We start from the raw sequence: 22,315 nt of genomic DNA on the forward strand, positions 1-22,315 counted from the left end.
GGCGGAACGCATGCGGAGGGCGGGTACGGAAGACGACGAAGGCGCACGGCAAGCGACGGAAGGCGCCGGGAGGGGACGGCAGGCGTACTGGGGGCAACGGATCGCATACGGCCATGGCCGAAAGAAGTTGCCCCTTCAACAGGAAGCCTGCCGTGATGCCGATCGCTTCCGTCACAGCAGCCTCACAGGAGAGTCACCACAGCCGCACGGCCACCCCATAGGCGTCACGAAGACAGGGCGCAGAACCGGGCTCGGCGACGGCCGTGCGCCGGGCGTACTCCCCCCCACAGCGAAGGGCCCCGGATACCGTCCGCGAGGGGGGTTGCGGACGGCCACGGGGCCCTTTGCTTTCGGTGCCGGCGTCAGGGCAGCGCCGGCACCGACGGGCGGCGCTGGGGGGGGGGTAGCGCCGCTGGCTTTTGGGTGGTGCGCGAGGGTGCGAATGCTGCGGTGGTCGGACCAATGGCAGTGGAAAAGTCCGTACCGGATACGGCAGGTCGTTCGTCAAGCATCGTCCTGGATGCGCCTCACCTGGCGCAACCTTTTCGACCGGATGCGGTCGGTCCCGGGCGTCCCCAGGACCGACCACCCCATCGGATGTGACCGGGCTGCTGTCCCCTGCTGTCCGGTCACGGCTCCGGAGCGAGGTCCCACGACGCGGGCCGCGGCTGGCGGCCGGCGTCTCATCGCTCCGGGTTTCCGCCCGTGAGGCGGCGTCTACGCGTAGTCCTGCAGGCCGCGCCTGGCTGGCGTGGCACCGGGAACAACGAAGCCTCGCGGCGGCCGGTCACGCGCCGTACGGGTGAGTCGGCAACCGAACGCAGATCCGGCAGCTGCGCCGGGGCGCGTGTGCTTCGTCACGCGCCCCGGCCGGCCGCGAAACCGACCACATACCGTCCAGAACCAGCCACGGCAGCATGGCCGGCTCTGATCCCCGCCGCCTCTGATCCCCGATGCCGGACCGCCGGAACACCGGCCGGAGCCGCGCCGGCCACTCCCGGCAGCCGGCCGCTCCCGGCAGCCGGCCGCTCCCGGCAGCCGGCCGCTCCCGGCAGCCGGCCGCTCCCGGCAGCCGGCCGCTCCCGGCAGCCGGCCGGGCCCCGCCGGGGGGCTCTCGCCTCCCGGCCTCGCCTATCGGCCCTGGCCTCCCGGCCCCCGGCCTCCCGTCCGCCTCAGATCTGCCCCCGGGACAGCTCCAGCAGGGTCATCGCCAGCGCGGTGCCCGGCTTGCCGAGCTGGTCGCGGTAGTGGGCAAGGATCTCCATCTCGCGGGAGAGGTTCACCCGCCGTCCGCCGGAGGAGAGGCGTTCGCGCTGGATGACGGCCGAGACGGCCATCCGTTCCTGGACGAGGCCGATGATCCGGCCGTCGAGATCATCGATCCGCTGCCGTGCGTCCTGGATGACCCCGGCCGCCTCCGGCGTGTGGGCGCCGGTGGGGGTGTCGTTGCCGGGGGCGGGAGCGGGGGCGGTGGTGGTCCGAGGGCTCATGTCCGTATCTCCTGGGGTGAGTGGCCCCGGAGCCGATGATCGGTCCTGACAGACGCAGACGCCCCGGACCATTTCGGCCCGGGGCGCCTGGGAAGTTGCTTGTCAGTGGATCAAGCAGCACGACCATGGCAGCCGGACGGGCCGGTGCCATAGGTAAAGACGAAGGTCAGCTGCTTGGACATGGGGCCAAGTATGAGCCCGTTAGAATCGAAAGTCCAACCCCTGCTCCACACCGCCGGAAGGCCGCCGAAGTGCCATCAGCGCCCCCTGCCGCTGCCCCGGACGTCGTCCTCGTAGTCGACTTCGGCGCACAGTACGCCCAGCTCATCGCCCGACGGGTCCGTGAGGCCCGGGTCTACAGCGAGATCGTGCCGTCCACCATGCCGGTGGCGGAGATGCTTGCGAAGAACCCGAAGGCGATCATCCTCTCCGGCGGTCCCTCGTCGGTCTACGCCGAAAGCGCCCCCAGCCTGGACCGCTCGCTGTTCGAGGCCGGGGTTCCGGTCTTCGGCATGTGCTACGGATTCCAGCTCATGGCGACCGCCCTCGGCGGCACCGTCGACAACACCGGCGCCCGGGAGTACGGCCGTACCCCGCTGACCGTCTCCCGCCCCGGATCCACCCTCTTCGAGGGCACCCCCACCGAGCAGTCGGTGTGGATGTCCCACGGCGACGCCTGCTCGGCCGCGCCCGAGGGCTTCACGGTCACCGCGTCCACGGACGTGGTGCCGGTCGCCGCCTTCGAGAACGACGAGAAGAAGCTCTACGGCGTCCAGTACCACCCCGAGGTCATGCACTCCACGCACGGCCAGCAGGTCCTGGAGCACTTCCTCTACCGCGGTGCCGGCATCGAGCCGAGCTGGACCACCACCAGCGTGGTCGAGGAGCAGGTCGCCGCGATCCGCGCCCAGGTCGGCACCAAGCGCGCCATCTGCGCGCTGTCCGGCGGCGTGGACTCCTCGGTGGCCGCTGCCATCGTGCAGAAGGCCATCGGCGACCAGCTGACCTGCGTCTACGTCGACCACGGCCTCCAGCGCAAGGGCGAGTCCGAGCAGGTCGAGAAGGACTTCGTGGCCGCCACCGGCGTCCAGCTGAAGGTCGTCGACGCCGAGGAGCGCTTCCTGACCGCGCTGGCCGGGGTCAGCGACCCCGAGCAGAAGCGGAAGATCATCGGGCGCGAGTTCATCCGCGTCTTCGAGCAGGCCCAGGCCGAGCTGGTCGCCGAGGCCGGCGCCGAGGGCGAGGAAGTCGCCTTCCTGGTCCAGGGCACGCTCTACCCGGACATCGTCGAGTCCGGCGGCGGCACGGGCACCGCCAACATCAAGTCGCACCACAACGTCGGCGGGCTCCCCGACGACATCGAGTTCCAGCTCGTCGAGCCGCTGCGCCAGCTGTTCAAGGACGAGGTCCGGATGGTCGGCTCGGAGCTCGGCCTGCCGGACGAGATCGTCCACCGCCAGCCGTTCCCCGGCCCCGGCCTGGGCATCCGGATCGTCGGCGAGGTCACCAAGGAGCGCCTGGACCTGCTGCGCGAGGCCGACGCCATCGCCCGCGAGGAGCTGACCGCGGCCGGTCTGGACCGCGAGATCTGGCAGTGCCCGGTGGTCCTGCTCGCCGATGTCCGCTCGGTCGGCGTCCAGGGCGACGGCCGTACGTACGGCCACCCGATCGTGCTGCGCCCGGTGTCCTCCGAGGACGCGATGACCGCGGACTGGACCCGGATGCCGTACGAGGTCCTGGCCCGGATCTCCACCCGCATCACCAACGAGGTCGCCGACGTCAACCGCGTCGTCCTCGACGTCACCAGCAAGCCCCCGGGCACCATCGAGTGGGAGTGATCCCGCCCGTCGGGTGATCCCGCCCCTCTGGTGGTCCCACCCGTCGTGGGGAGTGATCCCGCCGACTGCCTGATGATGCCGCCGCTCGGACCGACCGAGCGGCGGCATCGTCGTGTCGGCGGCCTGCAGGATTCTGCGGGCCGGGGCATTCCCACCGGCCCCAGCCCTGGTTACCTGCGGTAGTGGAAGGTAGCTTCCGCATCGAGCATCAAGTGCCGTACGTGCCAGGAGGAGAGCCGCGATGCCCGAGCCGACCCCGATACCCACCGATCAGCTGCAGTTCGCGATGCCGCCGACGCACCAGACCGTCGAGGACGAACGGCGACACCGTAAGGAGCGCCTGGTCGTGGCGCTGCGCCTGTTCGGGCACTACGGCTTCGAGGAGGGCGTCGCGGGCCATATCACCGTGCGCGACCCGGAGTTCCCCCACTGCTTCTGGGTCAATCCCTTCGGCATGTCGTTCCGGCACCTCACGGTCAGTGATCTGCTGCTGGTGAACGCGGAGGGGAAGGTCATCCAGGGCCGCCACCACGTCAACCAGGCGGCGTTCGCCATCCACGCCCAGGTCCACCAGGCCCGGCCCGATGTCGTCGCGGCCGCCCACAGCCACTCCACGTACGGCCGGGCACTGTCCGCGCTGGGGGAGCTGCTGGACCCGATCACCCAGGACGTCTGTGCGTTCTACGAGGACCATGCGCTCTTCGACGACTACACGGGCGTGGTGGTGGACGAGGCGGAAGGCCGGCGGATCGCGGCCGCCCTCGGGCCGCACAAGGCGGTGATCCTGCGCAACCACGGCCTGCTGACGGTCGGCGACTCGGTGGACGCGGCGGCGTGGTGGTTCGTCACGATGGAACGCTCCTGCCAGGTCCAGCTGACCGCGAAGGCCGCCGGCAAACCGGTACTGATCGACCACCACAACGCCGTCCGCACCCGCGAACAGCTGGGGAACGACCTGGTGGCCTGGATCAACTACCAGCCGCTGTACCAGCAGATCGTGCGCAGCGAGCCGGATCTTTTCGGATAGGGCGGGCTCGGTGGCGGGGTCGGCGACAGGGTCGGCGGCCGTTCCGGTGGCAGGCTCTTCCGGATCGCCGTCCGGCCGGGCCCTGCGGTGCGGGCGGCCGTCCCGCAGGGCCCGGGGCCGTCTCACGGGTGCGGGAACAGATCGAAGAACGGTGCGGCGGCGGCGAGGCCCCGGCTGTAGGGCGCGTCGAAGTCCCAGACGAGGAACAGCAGGAAGGCGATCAACGCGCTGAAGAGTCCGGCCATCAGCAACTCCCGCCCCGAGCGCCGGATCTGCAGGGTGAACATGACGCCGATCGAAATGGCGCCGCCGATGATCAGCCCGAACCACACCACGCCCGGAAGCGTCGAACCGGCCGCGTCCGCACGGGCGGAGCGGGCGCCGTCGGCCACCGCGACCTGGTCGACGAGGGGCTGGTAGGACTGCCCTTCGAAGTCGTTGCGCGGGCGGTAGTCGGTGACATCCGCCCGGACCTTCGTCAGCAGTGCGGTGCCGCGGTCGGTCAGTTCGCCCTTCTCGGCCATGACCGGCCATTCCTTGTGCACGACGTAGGACACATAGGTGCCGACGTCCGAGCGGATGCGGTCCCGGACCGGCGCGGGGTAGGCCCGGGCCCGCGCGCTGACCTCGTGCAGCGCCTGCGCCTCGGTCCGTACGGTGTCCTCGGCCGCGCTCCTGGCCTCCCAGACCCCGGCGATGGCCAGGCCCAGCACGATCGCGTACACCACCCCCACCATCATCGTCAGATACTCGATCACATCAGGCGTTTCGGTCGGGTCGTCGTCCTCGCTGATCCGGCGTTCCTTGAGGACGGTGATGGTCAGGACGACGCCACAGGCGGCGACCATGGCGAGGGTCAGCACCAGCCATTGCGACATGGAGACCTCCTACGAGGAACGGCGCCCGGCGGAACCGGACGAGCTCGAACGGGGACGGAGGGCGGCTCCGGCCAATACGGCCGGGGCGGTGATCAGCAGAGTCGTGGTGACCATGGAGCGCCCGGCGCGCGGTTTGTGGGACACCGGCGCATAGCTGCGGGGCAGGGCGGGCGGAGGTGACGCCGGGCGGCTGACGACCGGCTTGGGTTTGGGCTTGGGCTTGGGCTTGGGCGCCGGCTCGGGCGGCGGGGCCACGGGGCGTGCACGGGGTGGGGGCGGTGGAGGCGGCGGGGGTGGTGGTGTCGGCCGGGGTCTGGGCGCGGGCGGCCGTGGGGGCGCGGGCTTCGGGCTCGGTGGGCGGGGCGCCGGCTTGTGGGAGGCCGGGGGCGGGGGCTTGGTTTCGGTGCAGGGGAAGTGCCAGTGGCGGGGCATGGGGAAGCCGGTCGGTACGTCCACGGGGGGCGCGGTACCGGCATAGGCGCAGTTGTCGCCGGTCGGCGCGCGGTGGTGGCGGTCATGGGCGGTTGCCGTCGGCGCGCCGGCGAGCAGTGCGGCGGCACCGGTCAGGAGCAGGAGCGTGGCGGTGGTCAGAAGCACGGCGCCCAGGCGCAGGATGCCGCCGCGTTTGCCGAGTTCGCCGCGTCTGTCAATGCCGCGGTGCGATCCATGAGGTCGGTGTATTTGGCACACGGCGAGAGCTTGCGCAGCGCGTGGACCACTCAGCCGTCGCCGTGCCCCGGTTCGCCCGAATAGGGGACGCGCCGGGTTTTCGGGGTCGGCTGCCGGTCAGGTGTGCGTAAGGGCGGGCAGAAGTCTGCGAACACCGGTACGGAGCTACCGGGCGCGTGCGACGGCACGGGGCGCGCCGTTTTTCGTACGTCAACGCGCCGATGCGCCCGCCACCCGTCACCAACTGGACGTTTGATATCCGCCCCGGCCACCTGGGGCACAATTCGCCTTTGCAGACAACAAGTTGGCGGCGAGGCGGCGGGCGGTAACGGACGTGTCGGTTGAGGCGGCGGGCAGGATGGCCGGAACGGGCGAGCCGGGGGACGGCGCGGAGCGTGCCGCCGGTGGCGAGTGCCAGTGCGGGCGGTGCCCGCACGGCGCCCGTACGGGGCACCGGCAGGCGGTCGCCGCATTCATCGCGCTGCGCGAGGACTTCGCCGCCGGGCACGGGGTGCCGGCCGGGCTCGCCCGCTCCGCCGGCGCCGCCCGCCAGTGGGTCTCCGATGAACTGACGCTGTCCGCACGGGAGGTGGCCAAGCGGGGCGTTGCCGAAGGGGCCGCCTGGCTGGCGTCCGTACGGTGGCGCACCCTGCTCGTCGTCTGGGGCGCGGTGATCGCGCTGCTGCTCGGGCAGGCGCTGACCGCCATCGGCGGTGGCTGGACGGCGTCCCGTACGGCGGGGCTGCTCGCGGCCGTCGTCCTCGCGCTGGGCCTGACGGCGGCGGCCTGGTGGCACCGCGCGCACGGCGGGGCGCTGGCGCCGCTGATCGGCGAGGACGGACGGCTGTCCACCTCGCGGACGGTGGCGGCGGGCTGGGCGGCCGCGGTGCTTTTCGCCGTGCTGACGACGGCCGTGCAGCTGGCGGCGGCCGCCGGGCCGGGGGAGCGGCGGGCGCTGCTCCAGGGCCTGGAACTCGCCCGGTCGGGTGCCCTGTTGACGACGCTCGCCGTCGGGTGCGGGGTGGCCGTGGTGGCGTACGGGCTGGTGGCCGCGCGGGTCCGGTCGGGGCGGTTGCAGAAGGTGCCCGCCCAGCGGCCGCGGGCCGCCGACCTGCTGGCGGACGACGCGGGCCGGGGCAGCCTCCTGGATGTGCAGTACGTCCTGGTGAATGCGGCCGTGCTGGTGTGCGCCCTGGTGCGGCTGGCCGGGGAGCCGGGGCACCTGCCGCAGCTTCCTTGGGGGCTGGTGGTGCTCCTCGCCCTCTCCGGGGCGACCTATCTGTGGGGGAAGGCGGTGGCGGGCGGGCGTCCGGTGATCCTCTCCGTCGTCCGCTCCCGCGAGCTGGGTGATCTTGCCGCGCCGGTCCGTACCGGCGACGACATCGAGATCCGCGGCGCCGGCTTCGTTCCGCCGGGCGCCGGGACACCCGACCGGCTCGCCCGGACCGTCGTGCGGATCGGCGATGTCCACGTCCCCGTTCCCCTGGTTCCGGTGGCCGGCGGCTTCGCCAATCCGACGGACGGGGTGCTGACCGTCCCCGTGCCGGTCGATGTCGAGCCGGGGCGGGTGACGGTCCGGGTGATCACGGCGGCGGGCGTGGAGTCGAACGGTTACCCGGTCGACGTGCTGGACTGAGGTCCACGGTGGGTGGGGCGGCCGGGGCGTCGTGGGGCCGGGCGTGGCGGAGCCGGGGTGGGGCGGGACTGGGGAATGCGGCGGGCCCGGGAGAGCGTGGCAGGGCCGGGGTTTGTGATGCGGCTCCGGGGAGTGTGGTGCGGGTCCGGAGAGTGTGGAACGGCCTTCCGAGGGCGGCTGGGGCGGTGCGGCATCGCCCGGGCGGCCGCTGGGTGATGATTTTGTGTGCCGCAGCCGCCCGAAGTGCATCGGTCCGTTGAACCTCTCGCGTACGTGCGTACGTATCTCCCCAGGAGGCGTGGGCGGGGGCACAATCGTCTGCGCCCGGAGGCAACGGAGAGGCGGACGTCATGGTTCACGCGAATCGCACGATCGGTGCCGAATTGGGGGGAGTGGCCGTTGAGGGCTCCGGCGTCGCCGGGCTGCGGGGGCGGCTGGCGCGCCATGCGCTGCTGCCGTTGCGGCTGTTTCTGGGGGCGACCTTCCTCTATGCGGGCATCGACAAGCTGATGGACCGGTCGTTCCTGGCGGCCAGTGGTGCGGGATCGATCGGTGAGACGCTGCGCCAGGTCCATGACGCGGCGGCGCTGCCGCAGCTCGTGGACCTCGCGCAGCAGAACCCGGTCGGCTTCGGCTACGCCATCGCGGCGGGCGAACTGGCGGTGGGCCTCGGAACCCTCGTCGGCCTGCTGGGGCGGCTGGCGGCGCTGGGCGGTGCGCTGATTTCGCTGTCCCTGTGGCTCACCGTGAGCTGGGCGACCACTCCGTACTACTACGGCAACGACCTCGCGTACCTGATGGCCTGGGTCCCGCTCGTACTGGCCGGCACCCCGCGGTTCTCCCTGGACGCGGCCTGGGCCCACCGCCGCAAGCGGCATGGGACGCAGTTGTTCGGCTAGCGAGAAGCCGGGACGCCGCGGTCCGGCCAGGACGCCGCTGTCCGGCCGGGGAGTACCTATGCTCCGGGCAGATTGCGCTCGAAGAACGTGAGGACGGGGTCGCGCACCATGGGTACCGAGCGCGCCGGGTCGAGCGCGCCCACCATCTGGTCGCGGCCTTCGGCGGTCATCAGGCCGTCCGCCTGGAGCTGGGGCACCAGGGCGGCGAAGTCGCTGAACACCCAGTGCATCGCGTCGTCGATCTGCCGTCGGCGGGTGCGCCGTCCCGGGTGGTCGAGCATGGCCGACCAGGAGCGGTCGATGTCCGCGTTGCGGAAGCCGTCGGTGCCGAGCAGGAGCATCGGCCGGTTCATTCCGTACCGTGCCACGGGCAACAACGGCGCCGGCTCGCCGGGTTGGTCCGGCGGACAGGCCAGGTAGCCTTCCAGGTTGACCACCGCGCGGATCCGGCGGTCCTCGTACGCGGCCTGGGCAGCGGCCGTGCCGCCCGCCGAGTGCCCGTACATGCCCACCCGTGTCAGATCCAGCGCTTGCGGGAGGTGCCGGGGCAGCGGGCGGCCGGCGGTGTCGGGATGGTGCCCGGCCGCCAGGAGCTCAAGCTGGTCCAGGACGAACCGGATATCGGCGAGGCGAGCGTCGATCATGGTGCGGTAGACGTCCGGCTGTGTCCAGGGGTTTGTGCGGAACACCGTCGTGCGGATGCGCTTGCGCCGGTAGCTCGTGGTGACGGGGAACTGCACGGCGCAGGCGTCTCCGGGGTGGTCGATCGACACCACCACGTAGCCCCGGCTCGCCAACTCCTCGGCGACGTACGTGCCGAGGGTGCGCGGGTCACCACCGCCGGGACTGTAGAGCACGACAGGCCGTCGTGTGGCCTGAGCGGGTGCGCCCGCGTGTGCATGGGTCATGGTGGCGGCCCAGTCCACCCCGGCGGACGGCAGCTGCGGGTTGCTCCGGGGGGCGATCCGGGCGAAATGCGCTGCTGTCCTCGGGGGCATCTGCGGTGTGATCGGGTAGCGGCCGCCATCCGCCCGCGCGGCGGGATAGAGCACCGTCACCATCACCTCGCGGACGGGGATGGACGGGTCCCACGGGTCGCGTCTACCGGTATCGACGAGGTAGAGCGTGGTCGCCCCGAGTGGATGTGGCCCGGTCGGCGCCGGCAGCCGCAGGGCCGCTCCCTCCGCCGGCCGTTCCCGCCCCCGTACCGCGGCTCGTGCGATGCCGCCGCCCGAAAGCAGCAGCGTGCCGGCCGCCAGGGCGGACCTGGCAACCATCCGGCGACTCACGCCTCTTGACGAAGATGAAGACTCCATGCCCCGGATGCTCGCGCCCGGCGGCGGGCACGGGCGATCTTTTAGGCTCTGCCTGAAACCATGGCGGCGTTGTGGCAGGGGGAGTAGTGATCCGGATCCACCTCACCGTCGCCGATGCCGCCCGCATCCGCTTCGCGCCCCGGCCCGCACCGCTGCAGGAACTGAACGCCGCCCTGTCCATGGCGTGCGGCCGCGACAGCGATCTGCTCTTCGGCCACTGGCGGGGGCGGCTGCTGCGCTCCCTGCCCGACGCCGTGCTTCCGCTGAGGGACCTCGTGCCTGCCGGACGGGCCCCCGGGTTCCTGGACGTCTTCCGCGACACGCTGCAAGAGGGGTTCGACGCCGCCCGCTCCTGGCGCCCGGAGCTGGTCCGCGCCGAACTCGAGCGCGTTTACGCCGGCGTCCCGGACTCTTCTCCGCCTCCGCCCTGGGTCCGCGACCTGCACCGGGGCGACGCGGACGCCTGGCAGATCCTCAGCCGCGCGCAGCAGGCCGCCTTCGAGGCCGTGCTGCGACCGGTCTGGCCGGCCGTACAGGACCTGCATCACGCGGAATTCACCCGCCACGCCGTGACCGTCGCGGAACACGGCATCGGCGCCGCCCTCACCGCCCTCGTCCCCGGCTCCCGGCTGGTCGGCAGCGTCTGGGAGCTGGACGCGCCGGGCAGTCTCGACATCAGGCCGGACGGCGGCCGTGGTCTGCTGCTCCTGCCCACCTTCCACTGGACCGGCCATCCCCTCGTCTCCGACCTGCCCGGCCACCCCGTGGCCGTGACCTATCCGGCCGGCCCCGGCCTGCCGCTCCCGTCCGCACGCGAGAACTCACTGCCCGAGGTGCTCGGCCGGACGCGCTTCGCGATGCTCCTGCTCCTCGAACACGAGCACACCACCAGCGACCTGGCCCGGCGGCTCGGCGTCAGCAACGCCACCGTCTCGGTCCACACCACCGCCCTGCGCGGCGCGGGCCTGATCACCACGTGCCGGGCCGGGCGTGCCGTCATCCACCACCGCACCCCCTGGGCAACCTCCTCGTGCACCGTGCACAGAGCCGGGTCTGACCGTCGGGCCAACTTTGACCGGGCCAGCTTTGACCGCGGGGCCGGCTCTGACCGCCGGACCGGCTCTGACCGCCGGGCGGCGCCGGGCGCCGGGCCGTATCCGGCGCGAGGCTGCACCTGCTCCGGCCTCTGCCTCCGCAGGGGGATTCATCGGTCCGTACCTGCCGGTTGGCGAGATCTGCCGGTTGGCGATGCGGCCTGGACGCCAGGCACCTGCGGCAGCAGTTCGAGCGACGTCCCCGGACAACAGGCCCAGGGCCGCCGGGGCGGGCGTTCGTGTCGTGGCGGAGTGGGGCGGTCAGGGGTGGCGTCACGGCGGTCACGGGGGGGCGTCATCACGGGGGTCAGGTGTGCGGCAGGGGTGGCGGGTCGGGGTGCGGGGTGTTGCGGCGGGTTGTGGCCCGGACGGCGGCGGTGATGCCGGAGAGGATCAGGCCGACGGGTAGGGCGAGGAAGAGCCAGAGGCCGGGGGCCTGCCAGAGGCCGACGGCGTCGAGGCCGTAGCCGGTGCCGATGGTGAGGGCGGTGAGGCCCGCGATCAGCCGAGCCGGTTCGAAGCTATGGCGTTTCACTCGGGGGCTCCCTCGGGGGTGGGGGCGGTCAGCGGTGCGGGGACCCATGGTGCGGAGGCCGACGGGGTACGCGCCGACGCTGCCGAGGGGGTGAGCAGGGATGACGCGGGCGCCGACGGTGAGGGGGCCGAGGGTGAGGAGGCCGATGGGGTGGGGGCCGACGGGGCGGGGGCCGAAGGGGAAGAGGCCGGTGTCGCGCGCTCGATGGCGACCTGGCCCGCGCCGAGGGCGAGGTCGAGATCCAGCGAGCCGCGCGGCTTCTCGCCCTTCTTGAGGCCGTCGGCGGGCAGCGTGATGGTCCGCTGGTCGCCTCCCGCCGAGAAGTCCACGTTGCGCGGCGATTCACCGGGCAACTGGATGTCGCCGAAGCCGAGGGAGATATGGAGGTGGGTGGTGACACCGTGCGGCAGCGTCACCTGGAGGCGGCCGAAGCCCACCCGCGCGCTGGTGTGGACCGTACGGCCGTCCTTGAGGGGCAGGGCTCCGAGGTCCAGCCGCCCTTCCCCCGAACCGACCTCGTAGTGCGGCCGGACGGCGCCGATGGTGGCGGGAGTCCAGGTGCGCTGCTGCCAGTCGGTGGTGAGGTTGTCGGGCAGTGCCGTCGCGGCCGCCAGCAGCACGGTCGTGCACACCACCATGAAGACCGTGCCGCCGCCCGTCCGCCCATACCAGGCGCTGAGGACGAGTCCCAGGCCGAAGACGGCCAACGCGCCTGCCAGCCCTGCCTGGAGGGCGGGCGCGAAGCCGTCCTGGTGGGAGACGGTGAGGGCCGTGGCGCCTCCGGCGAGCAGCGCGAGCAGGAACGTCCAGCCGCCGATCGGGCGGCCGCTGGGGCGAGTTCGGCGCGGGGCGGGGGCGGGCGGTGCGCCGTACGGTGATGGGCCGGGCGGACTGCCGGCGCCGGGCCAGGAGCGGGATCGGTCAGCAGCCGTCGCGCCCGCGCCGTGGTCGGGGCGGTAGGTGATGTCCAGTGGGAGCGGGGTGTTCTCGGGCCCCCACAGATAGCCCGGGCCGCCTGCCTCCCTGGAGCGCTGGTTGCGCCACCAGGACGGACTGGCCGGCACCGGGGGCGCCGTGGTCTCGGGCGGGGCGTCGGCGACGGCCTGGGCGGTGGCGGCGTCCACCGACTCCGGGCCCTTGGCCTCCATCTCCCGGCGCCGCCGGGACCAATGGGCGGAACCTGCCGCCGCCAGCGTCAGCATGATGGCGAACGACATCATGCTGCCCTTGGCGAGGGTCGTCAGGAACAGTCCGCAGCCGACCAGCGCGAAGAGCAGGGCCGTCAGGGCCGAGCCCTCGACCCGGCCGGAGAGCAGCTTGCGGCCCTCGTTCTCGTTCTCCCCGTCGAGGGGGATGAGCAGCCAGGCGAAGCCGTAGACGATGAGGCCGAGACCGCCGACGGAGAGCACGGCGAGCACGATCCGGAAGATCACCGGGTCGAGATCCCACCGGCGGCCCAGCCCGCCGCACACCCCGCCGATCACCTTGCGCCGCCGGCTGCGGCGCAGCGGGGCCTGCGGCGAAGTGGGGCCGACGGGGTCGGAGGGCGCCGACTCGTCGACGGGGGCTGCATCGTTCATGGACCCATGGTGACAAGCGCGGCGCGCTCCGGGCATCAGTGGAAACCCTGGCAGATCCCTGAGATCCCCGACGGCGGCCCCGATATGCCCCCGGGGGGTCCCGAAACCCCTCGTGCCTTCGTATATGCCCCTCCGCTTAGGCATCGGACCGGAACACGCGTGCGGACAAGCGGTGGGCGGAGCCCGTTCCACCGGCATGGGCGACTATCGTTGCCCCCTGAATACGTACGGGTTTCCGGAGGGGCGTGCGGTGACGGAGGCGGCGTCGGTGGACGAGGGGCGACTGGTCGCCGGGCGGTATCGCCTGGTTGAGCGGATAGGCCAGGGCGGTATGGGCACCGTCTGGCGGGCCCGCGATGAGGTCCTTGGGCGTCAGGTCGCGGTCAAGCGTCTGCATGTGGCCCCGTATCTCGAAGCGGACGAACTGGCGAGGCGCTACGAGCGCACCACTCGCGAGGCGCAGGCCGCCGCACGCATCAACCACCCCAATGTGGTGGGGGTCCACGACGTCGTGGACGACGCCGGCATGCCGTGCATCGTCATGGAGTACGTCCCCTCGACGACCCTCGGCGATCTCATCAAGGAGGCCGCGCGGCAGGACAGTTCGGTCACGCCGCGCGAGGCCGCCCGTATCGGACGCGGCATGGTGGCGGCGCTGCGGGCCGCACACTCCGCCGGTGTGCTGCACCGTGACGTCAAGCCGGGCAATGTGCTGCTCGGTGAGGACGGCCGGGTCGTGCTCACCGACTTCGGCATCGCGGTCGCCAGTGGTACGTCCACGCTCACCAAGACGGGCGAGCTGGTGGGCTCCATCGACTACTTGGCGCCCGAGCGGGTCAGAAGCGGTCGCCCGGGTCCCGCCTCCGACCTGTGGGCGCTGGGCGCGACGCTCTATCAAGCGGTCGAGGGGCGGCCCCCGTTCCGGAAGGACACCGCGGTCGAGACGGCGTACGCGATCGCCATGGATCCGCTCGAGGCGCCGCGCAGCGCCGGGTCGCTGAGCCCGCTGATCGAGGCGCTGCTCGCCAAGGAGCCGGCCGACCGCCCGACGGCCGAGGTCGTCGAGCAGGCACTGCGGGCCGTCGAGGCGGAGGCGGAGACGGCGCTGCACGGCTGGCCGACGCTGGCACTGGGCACAGCCGGACGCGGGGAGGCGGAACCGGCCGCGTCCGGCGAGCAGTCGGAGGCACCGACGCGTCAGGTGCCGCATACGGGCGCGACGGGAGACACCTCGGGTGGCACCGGGACCGGGACTGGGACCGGCACCGGTACCGGCGTCGGCACGGGGACGGGCACCGGCACCGGAACCGGCACCGGGACGCGCGCCGCCACGGCCACGGGCCTGCGCGCGAACACGGGTTCGGGTACCGGCATCGGCACGGGGACGGGCGTCGGCTCGGGTACCGGCCCTGGCACCGGCACGTCGGGTACGGATCTCGGCGGCGGCGCCGTCACCGGCCCCATGGCTCTCCCGGACGGGGCCGGCGGCGGACGGGCCGACGGGAACCGGACGGAAGCGCTGTCCGGCGGCAAGGCCTCCCGTAAGGGGCGTGCCGCCCGGGCCGTGATCTGGAGCGTCGTCGGGGTGCTGTTCGCCGGGGGAGGTGCGGGCACGGCCTGGTACCTGATGCGCCATGACGACTCCGGTGTGGCACAGAGCGCCTCCGACAAGGGCGCACCGAGTATTCCCAGCGCGCCGAAGAACACCCTCGGACCGCCGCCGCCCCTCCCCGACGGCTACCGGACGGCAAAGGAGTCGGCGCTCGGCGTGACCATCCCGGTACCCAAGGGGTGGAGGCGCATTGTCAAGGACGGCGGCCGGCAGATCGTCTATGCCTCGGGGGCCTCCGAGGCGGAGGACACCGAGCGCGCCCAGCTGACCCTGAGCGTTCTGGACTTCTCCTCGCCGGATCAGGTGCAGCACTTCAAAGACGTCGAGGTGGAGTTCAAGAAGATCTACCCCATCTACTCGCGGCTGCGGATGCAGCCGACGACCTTCCAGGACGATCCCGCCGCGATCTGGGAGTCCACCTTCCAAGGCCGGGCCCGCCCCTTCCGGGCGATCGACCTCGGGTTCGGCCGTGAGGGCGGCAAGGAGTACGCGATCTACGTCTCCGCGCCGGAAGCCGACTGGACCAAGTTCGAGAAGGTCTTCGAGGTGGCGAAGGACGGCTTCCGCAGGACCGACCCGAAGAGCTGAGGCCGGCCGGCGGAGCAGCGGGCGGCAGCGACGAGGGGGAGAAACGTCAGGGACGGGTTCAGGGTCGTCCCTGATGCCCCGGGCCCCGGCGCCGTGTGACGATCGGGGGCATGACCACCGCTCCGCCCCGCGCCGAATCGGGCTACGCCCCGGCGCCGGACCCCGATGAACCGCCCGTGCGCAAGCTGTACCGCAGCGCCGACGGCCGGTTGCTCGGCGGTGTCGCGCGCGGTCTGGCGGGGCATCTCGGGCTGCCGGTCTCCTGGGTGCGGATCGTCTTCGTGGCCCTGTTCCTGGCCGACGGCATGGGCGCCGTGCTGTATGCCGCGTTCTGGTTCTTCGTCCCGCTGGGCGTCGGCGGTGTGGACCGCCGGTACCCCGCCGCGGCGGCCGGCGGGAAGTGGGCGCTGCGGCGGCACAAGCCCGACAAGGGCCAGGTCTTCGCGCTGATCGCGCTGCTCATCGGCAGCGCGATCGTCGCCTCCAGATTCCAGCTGGGCCAGGCCAAGGGCTATGTCTGGCCGGTGCTGCTGATCGGCGCCGGTGTCGCCCTGGTGTGGCGCCAGGCGGACAACTCCCGCCGGGCGCAATGGCTTGAGCTCGGCCGCCGCAAGGGCGTGCTGCCGGTGGTGCGCGGCGCGGCCGGTGTGCTGCTGGTCGGCGTCGGGGTGACCGGCATCGTCGTGCTGCAGGGCTCGGTGCGCCATCTCGGCTCGGTGCTGCAGGCCTCGCTCGCCGTCGTCGTCGGCATCGCGCTGCTGGCGGGCCCCTATCTCGTGCGGATCACCCAGGACCTCTCCGAGGAGCGGCTGATGCGCATCCGCGCCCAGGAACGCGCCGAAGTGGCCGCCCATGTCCATGACTCCGTCCTGCACACCCTCACCCTGATCCAGCGCAACGCCGAGGACCCCCGGGAGGTGGCGCGGCTGGCCCGCGCCCAGGAGCGGGAGCTGCGCGCCTGGCTCTACAAACCCGAAGGCCGCGGCAAGGAGGAGGACGAGGAACCGGCCACCCTGGCGGAGGCGGTCCGTGCGTCCGCCGCCGAGGTGGAGGACGACCACGGTGTCCCCATCGAAGTCGTGATCGTCGGCGACTGCCCGCTGGACGACACTCTCGGCGCCCAGATACAGGCCGCACGCGAGGCGATGGTCAACGCCGCCAAGTACGGTGGCGAGGGCGGTGCGGTGCAGGTGTTCGCCGAGGTCGAGGGCCGTACGGTCTTCGTCTCGGTGCGCGACCGCGGACCCGGATTCGACCTGGACGCGGTCCCCGAGGACCGGATGGGCGTACGGGAGTCCATCATCGGCCGTATGGAGCGCAACGGCGGTACGGCCCGGCTGCGTTCCGCCCCCGAGGGCGGCACGGTCGTCGAGCTGGAGATGGAACGCCCGACGACGGAGGGCGGCACATGACCGGCCGGGCAGGCGGTAGCCGGTGGCGGCACACGTCGGCCGGCCGGGCGGTAGCCGGTGGTGGCCACATGACCGGACCGGTCGAACGGCGGCCGGTGACGGCGGCGCGGGACGGAGCAGGAGACGGAGCACGGGACGGAGCAGGGGGCGAAGCACGGGATGATGGCCGGGCAGACATCGAGGGACGGGCGGAAGAGATGAGCAGCGAGGGCGCACAGCAGGGCGGGACCGGCGGCGAGGCGGACGGGGGCCGGACCGTACGGGTCGTGCTGGTCGACGACCACCGGATGTTCCGTACGGGCGTCCAGGCCGAGATCGGCGAAACCGCCCGCACCGGCGTCGAGGTGGTCGGCGAGGCGGCCGATGTCGACCAGGCGGTCACGGTCATCACGGCCACCCGCCCCGAGGTCGTCCTCCTGGACGTCCACCTCCCCGGGGGCGGCGGTGTCGAGGTGCTGCGCCGCAGCGCCGCGATGATGGCCGACGCGGAGCGCCCGGTCCGCTTCCTCGCGCTCTCCGTCTCCGACGCGGCCGAGGACGTCATCGGCGTCATCCGCGGCGGCGCCCGCGGCTATGTCACCAAGACCATCACCGGCACGGACCTGGTCAACGCGGTCTTCCGGGTCTCCGACGGCGATGCGGTGTTCTCCCCGCGGCTGGCCGGCTTCGTCCTGGACGCCTTCGCCTCCACGGATGCCCCGCCGGTCGACGAGGACATGGACCGCCTCACCCAGCGCGAGCGCGAGGTCCTGCGGCTGATCGCCCGCGGCTATGCGTACAAGGAGATCGCCAAGCAGCTCTTCATCTCCGTGAAGACCGTGGAATCCCACGTCTCCGCGGTGCTGCGCAAGCTCCAGCTCTCCAACCGCCATGAGCTGACCCGCTGGGCGGCGGCCCGGCGGCTGGTCTGACCTGCACCACCGCCGCGCGCCCGGGAACGGGCCGCCGGCGGACGGGGTCGTAAAGAACGGCCAAAGACGGGCAACCAGGCCCACGCGGATCACCATCTAAAGGCGCGGAGAGGCTCACTGCCGAAGGCGGGGCCGGAACCATCCCCACGTCCTTCGCGTAGTTGTCCTGGAAACGAGATCCCGATGAGCCTGACGGGCACGCCCTTCTTCCTCACCTCGATCCTGCTGTTGATCGTCGCCTTTGTGCTGCCGTTCGCCCTGTGGGGCCGAATAACCGGGCCGCCCCTGCTGCGCAGCCTCGGCCGGCTGCTGATGCTGCTGTTCGCCCAGGTCACGGCCATCACCGTGGTCTTCGTCATGGTCAACAACGCCAATAATCTCTACGACACCTGGGGCGATCTGCTCGGCACCGGCAGCCATATCGAGGAGGCCCGGAACCTCGGCCCCGACGGCATGGGCGGCCGGCAGATCAAGAACGAGCCCAAGCAGCTCCAGCGGTTCCGCCCCGCCGACGACCCCAAGGTGGGCCCGGGCGTGCAGATGACCGACCTCAGGGGCCGGATCTCGGGCGTGCAGGGCGAGGTGTACGTATGGCTGCCGCCGCAGTACAACGACCCGGCCTACCGCAACAAGAAATTCCCCGTGGTCGAGCTGCTGCCCGGCTACCCGGGCTCGGCGAAGACCTGGCTGGGCTCCCTGCGGGTGGCCGATCAGCTCCGGCCGATGATGCTGAACGGCCAGGTCAAGCCGGCCATCCTGGTGTCACCGCGGACCGACGTCTTCCCCGGCGCCGACACCGGCTGCGTCAACATCCCCGGAAAGGTCAACGCCGACAGCTGGCTGACCGTCGATGTCCGCAAGATGATCGTGGACAACTTCCGGGCCGGCAGTACGGCGGACTCCTGGGCCCTGGCCGGCTATTCGGCGGGCGCGCACTGCGCCGCCAAGCTCGCCCTGTCCCACCCGGACCGCTACCGCGCCGCGGTCGCCATGTCCGGCTACAACGACCCGGCGCTCGAACGCGATTCGCTGGCCGGCAAGGACCCCAAGCTGCGCGTCGAGTCCAACCCGATGCACATCCTGAAGTCCGCCAACGCCGCGGGGAAGCCGCCGCGTACGGCCCTGTACGTGTCGGGCGCGGCGGGCGACGGCTACCAAGCCGGCCTCGGTCTGCGGCAGTTCGCGCGGTTCCCGACGACGGTGAACGTCCACCAGATCTCGTCGGGCGCCGGCGGCCACACCATGAAGGTGTGGGAGCACCAGGTACCGCAGGTCTTCCGCTGGCTGGGGACTGAGCTCAGGTCCTGAGCGCCCGGCCCGCCCGGCGCGCCCGGCCACGGCGGCCCCTACGCCGGCCGGGTCGCCGCCGCGAACGGCATCTGGTCGATCGGCGCGATCCGCACCGGCGCCCCCGGATGCGGCGCGTGGATCATCTTCCCGTCCCCGATGTAGAGCCCCACATGGCTGATGCCGGAGTAGAAGAACACCAGGTCACCGGGGGCGAGTCGGGACCTGTCGATACGCGGTCCGGAGCTGATCTGGGTGTAGGTCGTACGGGGCAGCGACACCCCGCCCGACTTCCAGGCGGCCTGGGTCAGCCCCGAGCAGTCGAAGCCGGCCGGGCCCGTCGCGCCCCAGATGTACGGCTTGCCGAGGGCGGCGTAGGCGTAGGCGACGGCCCGCGCGGCCCGGGGGTCGGGGGCCTGCGCCGCAGCTTGCGCCGCAGCCGTAGCCGCGGCGGCTCCCGGACCGGCCGGGACCTTGCCGGGGAGACCGCCCCCGTGCCCCGTCCCGCGGCCCTGGCCGGCGCCGCCGTGCGCAGCGCCGCGGCCCGCCATCCGCTGCCGTTGCTCCGCGGTGAGCTGGTTCAGCAACTGCTCGGCGGCGCCCAGCTTGTGGACGACCGTGACCCGGTGCTTCTTCAGCGCCGCCTCGGTGTCCGCCAGCCGTTGTGCGGTGTCCTCGGCCCGCCGCTGGACCTGCCGTACGCTGCCGAGCCGGCGCGCGTACCCGGCCACCGCGGTCGCCTGGTGGCTGCCCGCCCGTTCCAGGACCGCGGCGCCGTCCAGATAGCGCTGCGGGTCCGCGGAGAGCAGCAGCCGTACGGTCGGGTCGACGCCGCCGGAGCGGTACTGGCTCGCGGCCACGGTGCCCAGCTCGCTGCGGGCGGCGTTCAGTTCCGCGGTTCGGCGGGCGGCCTCGTCCTGCAGCCTGCTCAGCTCCTCGCGTGCGGCGCCGGCGGCTTCCTTCGCGCCGTTGTAGCTCTGCGTGGCCACCTCTGCCTCCTGGTACAGCGCGTTGACCCGGTCCTTGACCCGGTCGGGGGTGAGCCGGTGAGCGGCCTGGCCGGCGCCGTCGGCAACGGCGGTGACCGGGGCGGCGGTGGCGGCTTCCGCCTCCGCCGGAGCGAAGCCGGTGGCGGTGGCGGCACCCGCCAGGGCCAGGGTGGCGGCCGTGCGGGCGGTGCGTGCGCTGCGTGCGCCGCCGGTGAGCGCGGCGAGCGGATGCTGCCGCGGCTTGCGGTGCGAGGCCACGGTGGCCGTCACTTCCTTCCCTTGGTGCCCGCGGGCCCGGCGGCGGTCCGTCACGAGGGAACGGACCGCCGTCGCACCTCACGGCGGGGCGGCCGACAGGACGCCGGTGGGAGGCCGGCGAGGGCGGGGAGTCGACCGCCTGGAGGAGGACGCTAAGCCTGGGTGTTGCGGTGATGAGTCCACTTGCCCGGGATTGTTCGCTTTCGACCGGGGGTGGTGCGCGGGTGACCATGGCGCCACGGCCACGCGGCCGGGACCGGGCCCGGCCTGACCGAAGCGGCGATTGTGGGCGCCCTGCCTGAAGGGCCGTGCTATGCGGCGGCTACGATCCAGCACTATGGACGTAGTAATCAATCTCTTCGTCGGCCTGCACATCATCGGCATCGCCTCCCTGCTGGGCGGCTTCCTGACCCAGATGAAGGCGATGGGCGCGGGCACCGCCCGTTTCGTGCCGGCGATGCTGCACGGCGCGCTGACGATGCTGGTCACCGGCATCGTGCTGGTCGGCCTCAACCAGGCCGAGGGCCACAGCCTCAACACCATCAAGCTCGGCATCAAGATGGCCGTTCTGGTGGTCATCCTGGCGCTGGTCTACGTCAAGCGGGACGACGAGAAGATCGCCCCGCCGCTCTTCGGCGCGGTCGGTGCGCTGACGGTGGCCAACATCTTCATCGCCGTGCTCTGGACCTGAGCGGAACGGCGGACGCCCCGCGAGCCGGGCTCGGGGCGCAGGCCAGGGCGGCGGCACCCCGTGGCAGGGCTCCGGCCGCCGGCCACAGCGACGTGCCCCCGCGAGCAGGGCTCCGGGCGCCGACGCACAGGCCCCTCAACGGCACACCGCGCGGTCGTCGCACTCCTCAGAGGGGAGGCGACGGCCGCGCGGTGGCGTGTGGGGGGTGGCCGTGGGGGGTGGCCATGGGGGGTGGTCTGGCGGGGAAGCGAAGGCCGGGCCTCAGCCCGGGCGGACGCTCCCGTAGATCGGCATGTAGTAGATCGACTCCTCCCGGACATTGGCGCCCGGGTGCGGGGCGTGGATCATCTTGCCGCCGCCTATGTACATGCCGACATGGCTGATGTCGTCATAGAAGAAGACCAGGTCACCGGGCTTGAGGTCCTTGGTGGCGACCCGCTGGCCGGTCTTGACCTGGTCCCAGGTGGTCCGCGGCAGCTTGACGCCGGCCGCCTTCCACGCCGCCTGGGTCAGTCCCGAGCAGTCGTACGAGCTGGGCCCGGTCGCGCCCCACACATACGGCTTGCCCATCTGGGAGCGGGCGAAGGCGAGCGCCTTCTCGGCCTGGGCGGAGGACGAACCCCCGGTCGAGCCGCCGTTGTCGGAGCCGCCGCCGGTCTGGCCGCCGGACGGGCCGCCCCCGTCGTGCTGCTGCCGGCGCTCGCGCTCCTGCTGCTTGCGGGCCGCCTCCTCGGCCTTGCGCTTGGCCGCCGCCTCCTTCTGGCGTTCCAGTTCCGCCAGCCGCGCCTTCTCTTGGGCGGTCAGCCGGGACAGCAGCTGCCGGGCCTCGGTCAGCTTCTGCTGGACGGACTGCTTGGACTCCTTGAGCGAGGCCTGCGACGTCTGCAGCCGCTCCAGGTCGCGGGTCGCCTCCGCCCGCTGCCGGGCGGCCGCGGCCTGCTGCTCCTGGTAGTCGGAGACGGCCTCCTTCTGGCGCCCGGTCAGCCGCTCCATGAGGTGGCTGCGGTCGAAGAACTGCTGCGGGTCCTTGGCGAGCATCAGCTGCGCCGTCGGGTTCATGCCGCCGGTGCGGTACTGCGCCGCGGCGAAGGTGCCCAGCCGGCGCCGGGCCTCGTTCATCTTCTCGGCCCTCTTGGCGGCGGCGTCGAGCAGGCCGTCGACGCGGTCCCGCTGGCCGTCGGCGTGCTCCTTGGCGGCGTTGTACTTCTGGGTGGCCACCTCGGCCTGGTGGTAGAGGCCGTCGACCTTCTGTTTGACCTCTTCGATGCTGGGTTTGGGCGCCCGGGGGGCCGCGTCGGCGGACTGCGAGAGCAGCGTGGCCGAGGCGAGGGCGGCGGTGGTGAGCCCGACCGCCGTACGCCGTCCTCCGGGCGAGGTGAGAATGCTGGTGCGCGGCTTGCGATGCGACGCCAAGGCCGGCGACTCCTTCCGTGGACCGCCTACCGGGTTAGCTGTCGGGTTCGGGCGGTGTCGCTGACGGAAGGCTTGCCCTACGGTCCGGATCTCCGCTGGCGACGGCTGTCCGGATCGATTCACCCCGGTGGTGCTGGTGGGTCCCCGGCTCCGGGTGCCCGAAGGCAGGGCCGGACTCGGCGTGGGCGGCCC

General features: G+C 72.4%; 17 protein-coding genes, 1 pseudogene and 1 riboswitch. Of the genes and pseudogenes, 11 read left to right on the forward strand and 7 right to left on the reverse strand.

The window, feature by feature from the left end; translation table 11 throughout:
• Positions 1 to 1,172 precede the first annotated feature (1,172 nt).
• Positions 1,173 to 1,490: a chorismate mutase gene (locus tag ABR737_RS27895; RefSeq protein ID WP_350253187.1), complete on the reverse strand. Its 318-nt coding sequence runs from the start codon at positions 1,488 to 1,490 to the stop codon at positions 1,173 to 1,175.
• A gap of 251 nt (positions 1,491 to 1,741) precedes the next feature.
• Between ABR737_RS27895 and guaA the strand changes: the two genes are divergently transcribed.
• Together guaA and ABR737_RS27905 are read left to right on the forward strand one after the other, a co-directional pair.
• The gene (gene guaA, locus ABR737_RS27900) at positions 1,742 to 3,328 is read left to right on the forward strand and encodes a glutamine-hydrolyzing GMP synthase (protein ID WP_350253189.1); all 1,587 of its coding nucleotides are present in this window, start codon (positions 1,742 to 1,744) and stop codon (positions 3,326 to 3,328) included.
• Positions 3,329 to 3,563: 235 nt separating this feature from the next.
• Positions 3,564 to 4,355 (forward strand): annotated as a pseudogene (locus ABR737_RS27905) (class II aldolase/adducin family protein); the annotation flags it as partial.
• A gap of 122 nt (positions 4,356 to 4,477) precedes the next feature.
• Here the strand turns inward: ABR737_RS27905 and ABR737_RS27910 are convergent.
• A complete protein-coding gene (locus ABR737_RS27910; protein WP_350253190.1) occupies positions 4,478 to 5,233 on the reverse strand; it encodes a bestrophin-like domain in 756 nt (251 codons plus the stop codon).
• Here ABR737_RS27910 and ABR737_RS27915 point away from each other — a divergent pair.
• The 3 genes from ABR737_RS27915 to ABR737_RS27925 all read left to right on the forward strand — a co-directional run bounded on the left by ABR737_RS27915 (position 5,232) and on the right by ABR737_RS27925 (position 8,437).
• Complete coding sequence (locus ABR737_RS27915) at positions 5,232 to 5,387, forward strand: hypothetical protein (RefSeq protein ID WP_350253192.1); 156 nt, start codon at positions 5,232 to 5,234, stop codon at positions 5,385 to 5,387. The two genes, ABR737_RS27910 and ABR737_RS27915, sit on opposite strands and share 2 nt — an antisense overlap.
• A gap of 873 nt (positions 5,388 to 6,260) precedes the next feature.
• The gene (locus ABR737_RS27920) at positions 6,261 to 7,538 is read left to right on the forward strand and encodes a hypothetical protein (RefSeq protein ID WP_350253193.1); all 1,278 of its coding nucleotides are present in this window, start codon (positions 6,261 to 6,263) and stop codon (positions 7,536 to 7,538) included.
• Positions 7,539 to 7,888: 350 nt separating this feature from the next.
• Positions 7,889 to 8,437: a TQO small subunit DoxD gene (locus tag ABR737_RS27925; RefSeq protein WP_350253194.1), complete on the forward strand. Its 549-nt coding sequence runs from the start codon at positions 7,889 to 7,891 to the stop codon at positions 8,435 to 8,437.
• 56 nt (positions 8,438 to 8,493) lie between these two features.
• Here the strand turns inward: ABR737_RS27925 and ABR737_RS27930 are convergent, their stop codons facing one another.
• Positions 8,494 to 9,714 carry an alpha/beta hydrolase family protein gene (locus tag ABR737_RS27930; RefSeq protein WP_350253195.1) on the reverse strand — a complete coding sequence of 407 codons (1,221 nt, stop codon included), beginning with the start codon at positions 9,712 to 9,714 and terminating at the stop codon, positions 8,494 to 8,496.
• A gap of 125 nt (positions 9,715 to 9,839) precedes the next feature.
• Between ABR737_RS27930 and ABR737_RS27935 the strand changes: the two genes are divergently transcribed.
• Positions 9,840 to 11,228, forward strand: a complete 1,389-nt coding sequence (locus ABR737_RS27935) for an ArsR/SmtB family transcription factor (protein WP_350253196.1) — start codon at positions 9,840 to 9,842, stop codon at positions 11,226 to 11,228.
• On the opposite strand, the gene ABR737_RS27940 is transcribed toward ABR737_RS27935, so the two are convergent.
• Together ABR737_RS27940 and ABR737_RS27945 are read right to left on the reverse strand one after the other, a co-directional pair.
• Complete coding sequence (locus ABR737_RS27940) at positions 11,155 to 11,382, reverse strand: hypothetical protein (protein ID WP_350253197.1); 228 nt, start codon at positions 11,380 to 11,382, stop codon at positions 11,155 to 11,157. The genes ABR737_RS27935 and ABR737_RS27940 overlap by 74 nt on opposite strands.
• Positions 11,379 to 12,962 (reverse strand): PspC domain-containing protein, encoded by a 1,584-nt coding sequence (locus ABR737_RS27945; protein ID WP_350253199.1) that lies wholly within the window; start codon positions 12,960 to 12,962, stop codon positions 11,379 to 11,381. The genes ABR737_RS27940 and ABR737_RS27945 overlap by 4 nt, the downstream gene beginning before the upstream one ends.
• Positions 12,963 to 13,212: 250 nt before the next feature.
• Between ABR737_RS27945 and ABR737_RS27950 the strand changes: the two genes are divergently transcribed.
• From ABR737_RS27950 to ABR737_RS27965, 4 genes are all read left to right on the forward strand, one after another.
• Positions 13,213 to 15,162 carry a serine/threonine-protein kinase gene (locus ABR737_RS27950; protein ID WP_350253201.1) on the forward strand — a complete coding sequence of 650 codons (1,950 nt, stop codon included), beginning with the start codon at positions 13,213 to 13,215 and terminating at the stop codon, positions 15,160 to 15,162.
• Between the two features lie 110 nt (positions 15,163 to 15,272).
• Positions 15,273 to 16,574, forward strand: a complete 1,302-nt coding sequence (locus tag ABR737_RS27955; protein ID WP_350253202.1) for an ATP-binding protein — start codon at positions 15,273 to 15,275, stop codon at positions 16,572 to 16,574.
• 197 nt (positions 16,575 to 16,771) lie between these two features.
• A complete protein-coding gene (locus tag ABR737_RS27960; protein WP_350253204.1) occupies positions 16,772 to 17,485 on the forward strand; it encodes a LuxR C-terminal-related transcriptional regulator in 714 nt (237 codons plus the stop codon).
• Between the two features lie 183 nt (positions 17,486 to 17,668).
• Entirely contained in the window at positions 17,669 to 18,793 is a 1,125-nt protein-coding gene (locus ABR737_RS27965) for an alpha/beta hydrolase (RefSeq protein WP_350253205.1), read from the forward strand.
• A 38-nt stretch (positions 18,794 to 18,831) separates the two neighbouring features.
• Here the strand turns inward: ABR737_RS27965 and ABR737_RS27970 are convergent, their stop codons facing one another.
• Positions 18,832 to 20,031 (reverse strand): C40 family peptidase, encoded by a 1,200-nt coding sequence (locus ABR737_RS27970; protein ID WP_350253207.1) that lies wholly within the window; start codon positions 20,029 to 20,031, stop codon positions 18,832 to 18,834.
• Between the two features lie 325 nt (positions 20,032 to 20,356).
• On the opposite strand from ABR737_RS27970, the gene ABR737_RS27975 reads away from it, so the two are divergent.
• Positions 20,357 to 20,710, forward strand: coding sequence for a hypothetical protein (locus tag ABR737_RS27975; protein WP_328385051.1), 354 nt, complete (start codon positions 20,357 to 20,359; stop codon positions 20,708 to 20,710).
• 261 nt (positions 20,711 to 20,971) lie between these two features.
• On the opposite strand, the gene ABR737_RS27980 is transcribed toward ABR737_RS27975, so the two are convergent.
• Positions 20,972 to 22,123, reverse strand: a complete 1,152-nt coding sequence (locus ABR737_RS27980; protein WP_350253208.1) for a C40 family peptidase — start codon at positions 22,121 to 22,123, stop codon at positions 20,972 to 20,974.
• 8 nt (positions 22,124 to 22,131) lie between these two features.
• Positions 22,132 to 22,315, reverse strand: a riboswitch (cyclic di-AMP (ydaO/yuaA leader).

Origin of the sequence: Streptomyces sp. Edi2 (genome assembly GCF_040253635.1) — a bacterium.
In the GTDB taxonomy this organism is placed as follows: Bacteria; Actinomycetota; Actinomycetes; order Streptomycetales; family Streptomycetaceae; genus Streptomyces.

Coding starts and splice junctions, on each gene's coding strand:
- ABR737_RS27930 (WP_350253195.1), bottom strand. CDS start 9,714: ATGGTTGCCAGGTCCGCCCTGGCGGCCGGCACGCTGCTGCTTTCGGGC.
- ABR737_RS27975 (WP_328385051.1), top strand. CDS start 20,357: ATGGACGTAGTAATCAATCTCTTCGTCGGCCTGCACATCATCGGCATC.
- ABR737_RS27965 (WP_350253205.1), top strand. CDS start 17,669: ATGAGCCTGACGGGCACGCCCTTCTTCCTCACCTCGATCCTGCTGTTG.
- ABR737_RS27895 (WP_350253187.1), bottom strand. CDS start 1,490: ATGAGCCCTCGGACCACCACCGCCCCCGCTCCCGCCCCCGGCAACGAC.
- ABR737_RS27945 (WP_350253199.1), bottom strand. CDS start 12,962: ATGAACGATGCAGCCCCCGTCGACGAGTCGGCGCCCTCCGACCCCGTC.
- ABR737_RS27955 (WP_350253202.1), top strand. CDS start 15,273: ATGACCACCGCTCCGCCCCGCGCCGAATCGGGCTACGCCCCGGCGCCG.
- ABR737_RS27910 (WP_350253190.1), bottom strand. CDS start 5,233: ATGTCGCAATGGCTGGTGCTGACCCTCGCCATGGTCGCCGCCTGTGGC.
- ABR737_RS27960 (WP_350253204.1), top strand. CDS start 16,772: ATGAGCAGCGAGGGCGCACAGCAGGGCGGGACCGGCGGCGAGGCGGAC.
- ABR737_RS27925 (WP_350253194.1), top strand. CDS start 7,889: ATGGTTCACGCGAATCGCACGATCGGTGCCGAATTGGGGGGAGTGGCC.
- ABR737_RS27920 (WP_350253193.1), top strand. CDS start 6,261: ATGGCCGGAACGGGCGAGCCGGGGGACGGCGCGGAGCGTGCCGCCGGT.
- ABR737_RS27915 (WP_350253192.1), top strand. CDS start 5,232: ATGGAGACCTCCTACGAGGAACGGCGCCCGGCGGAACCGGACGAGCTC.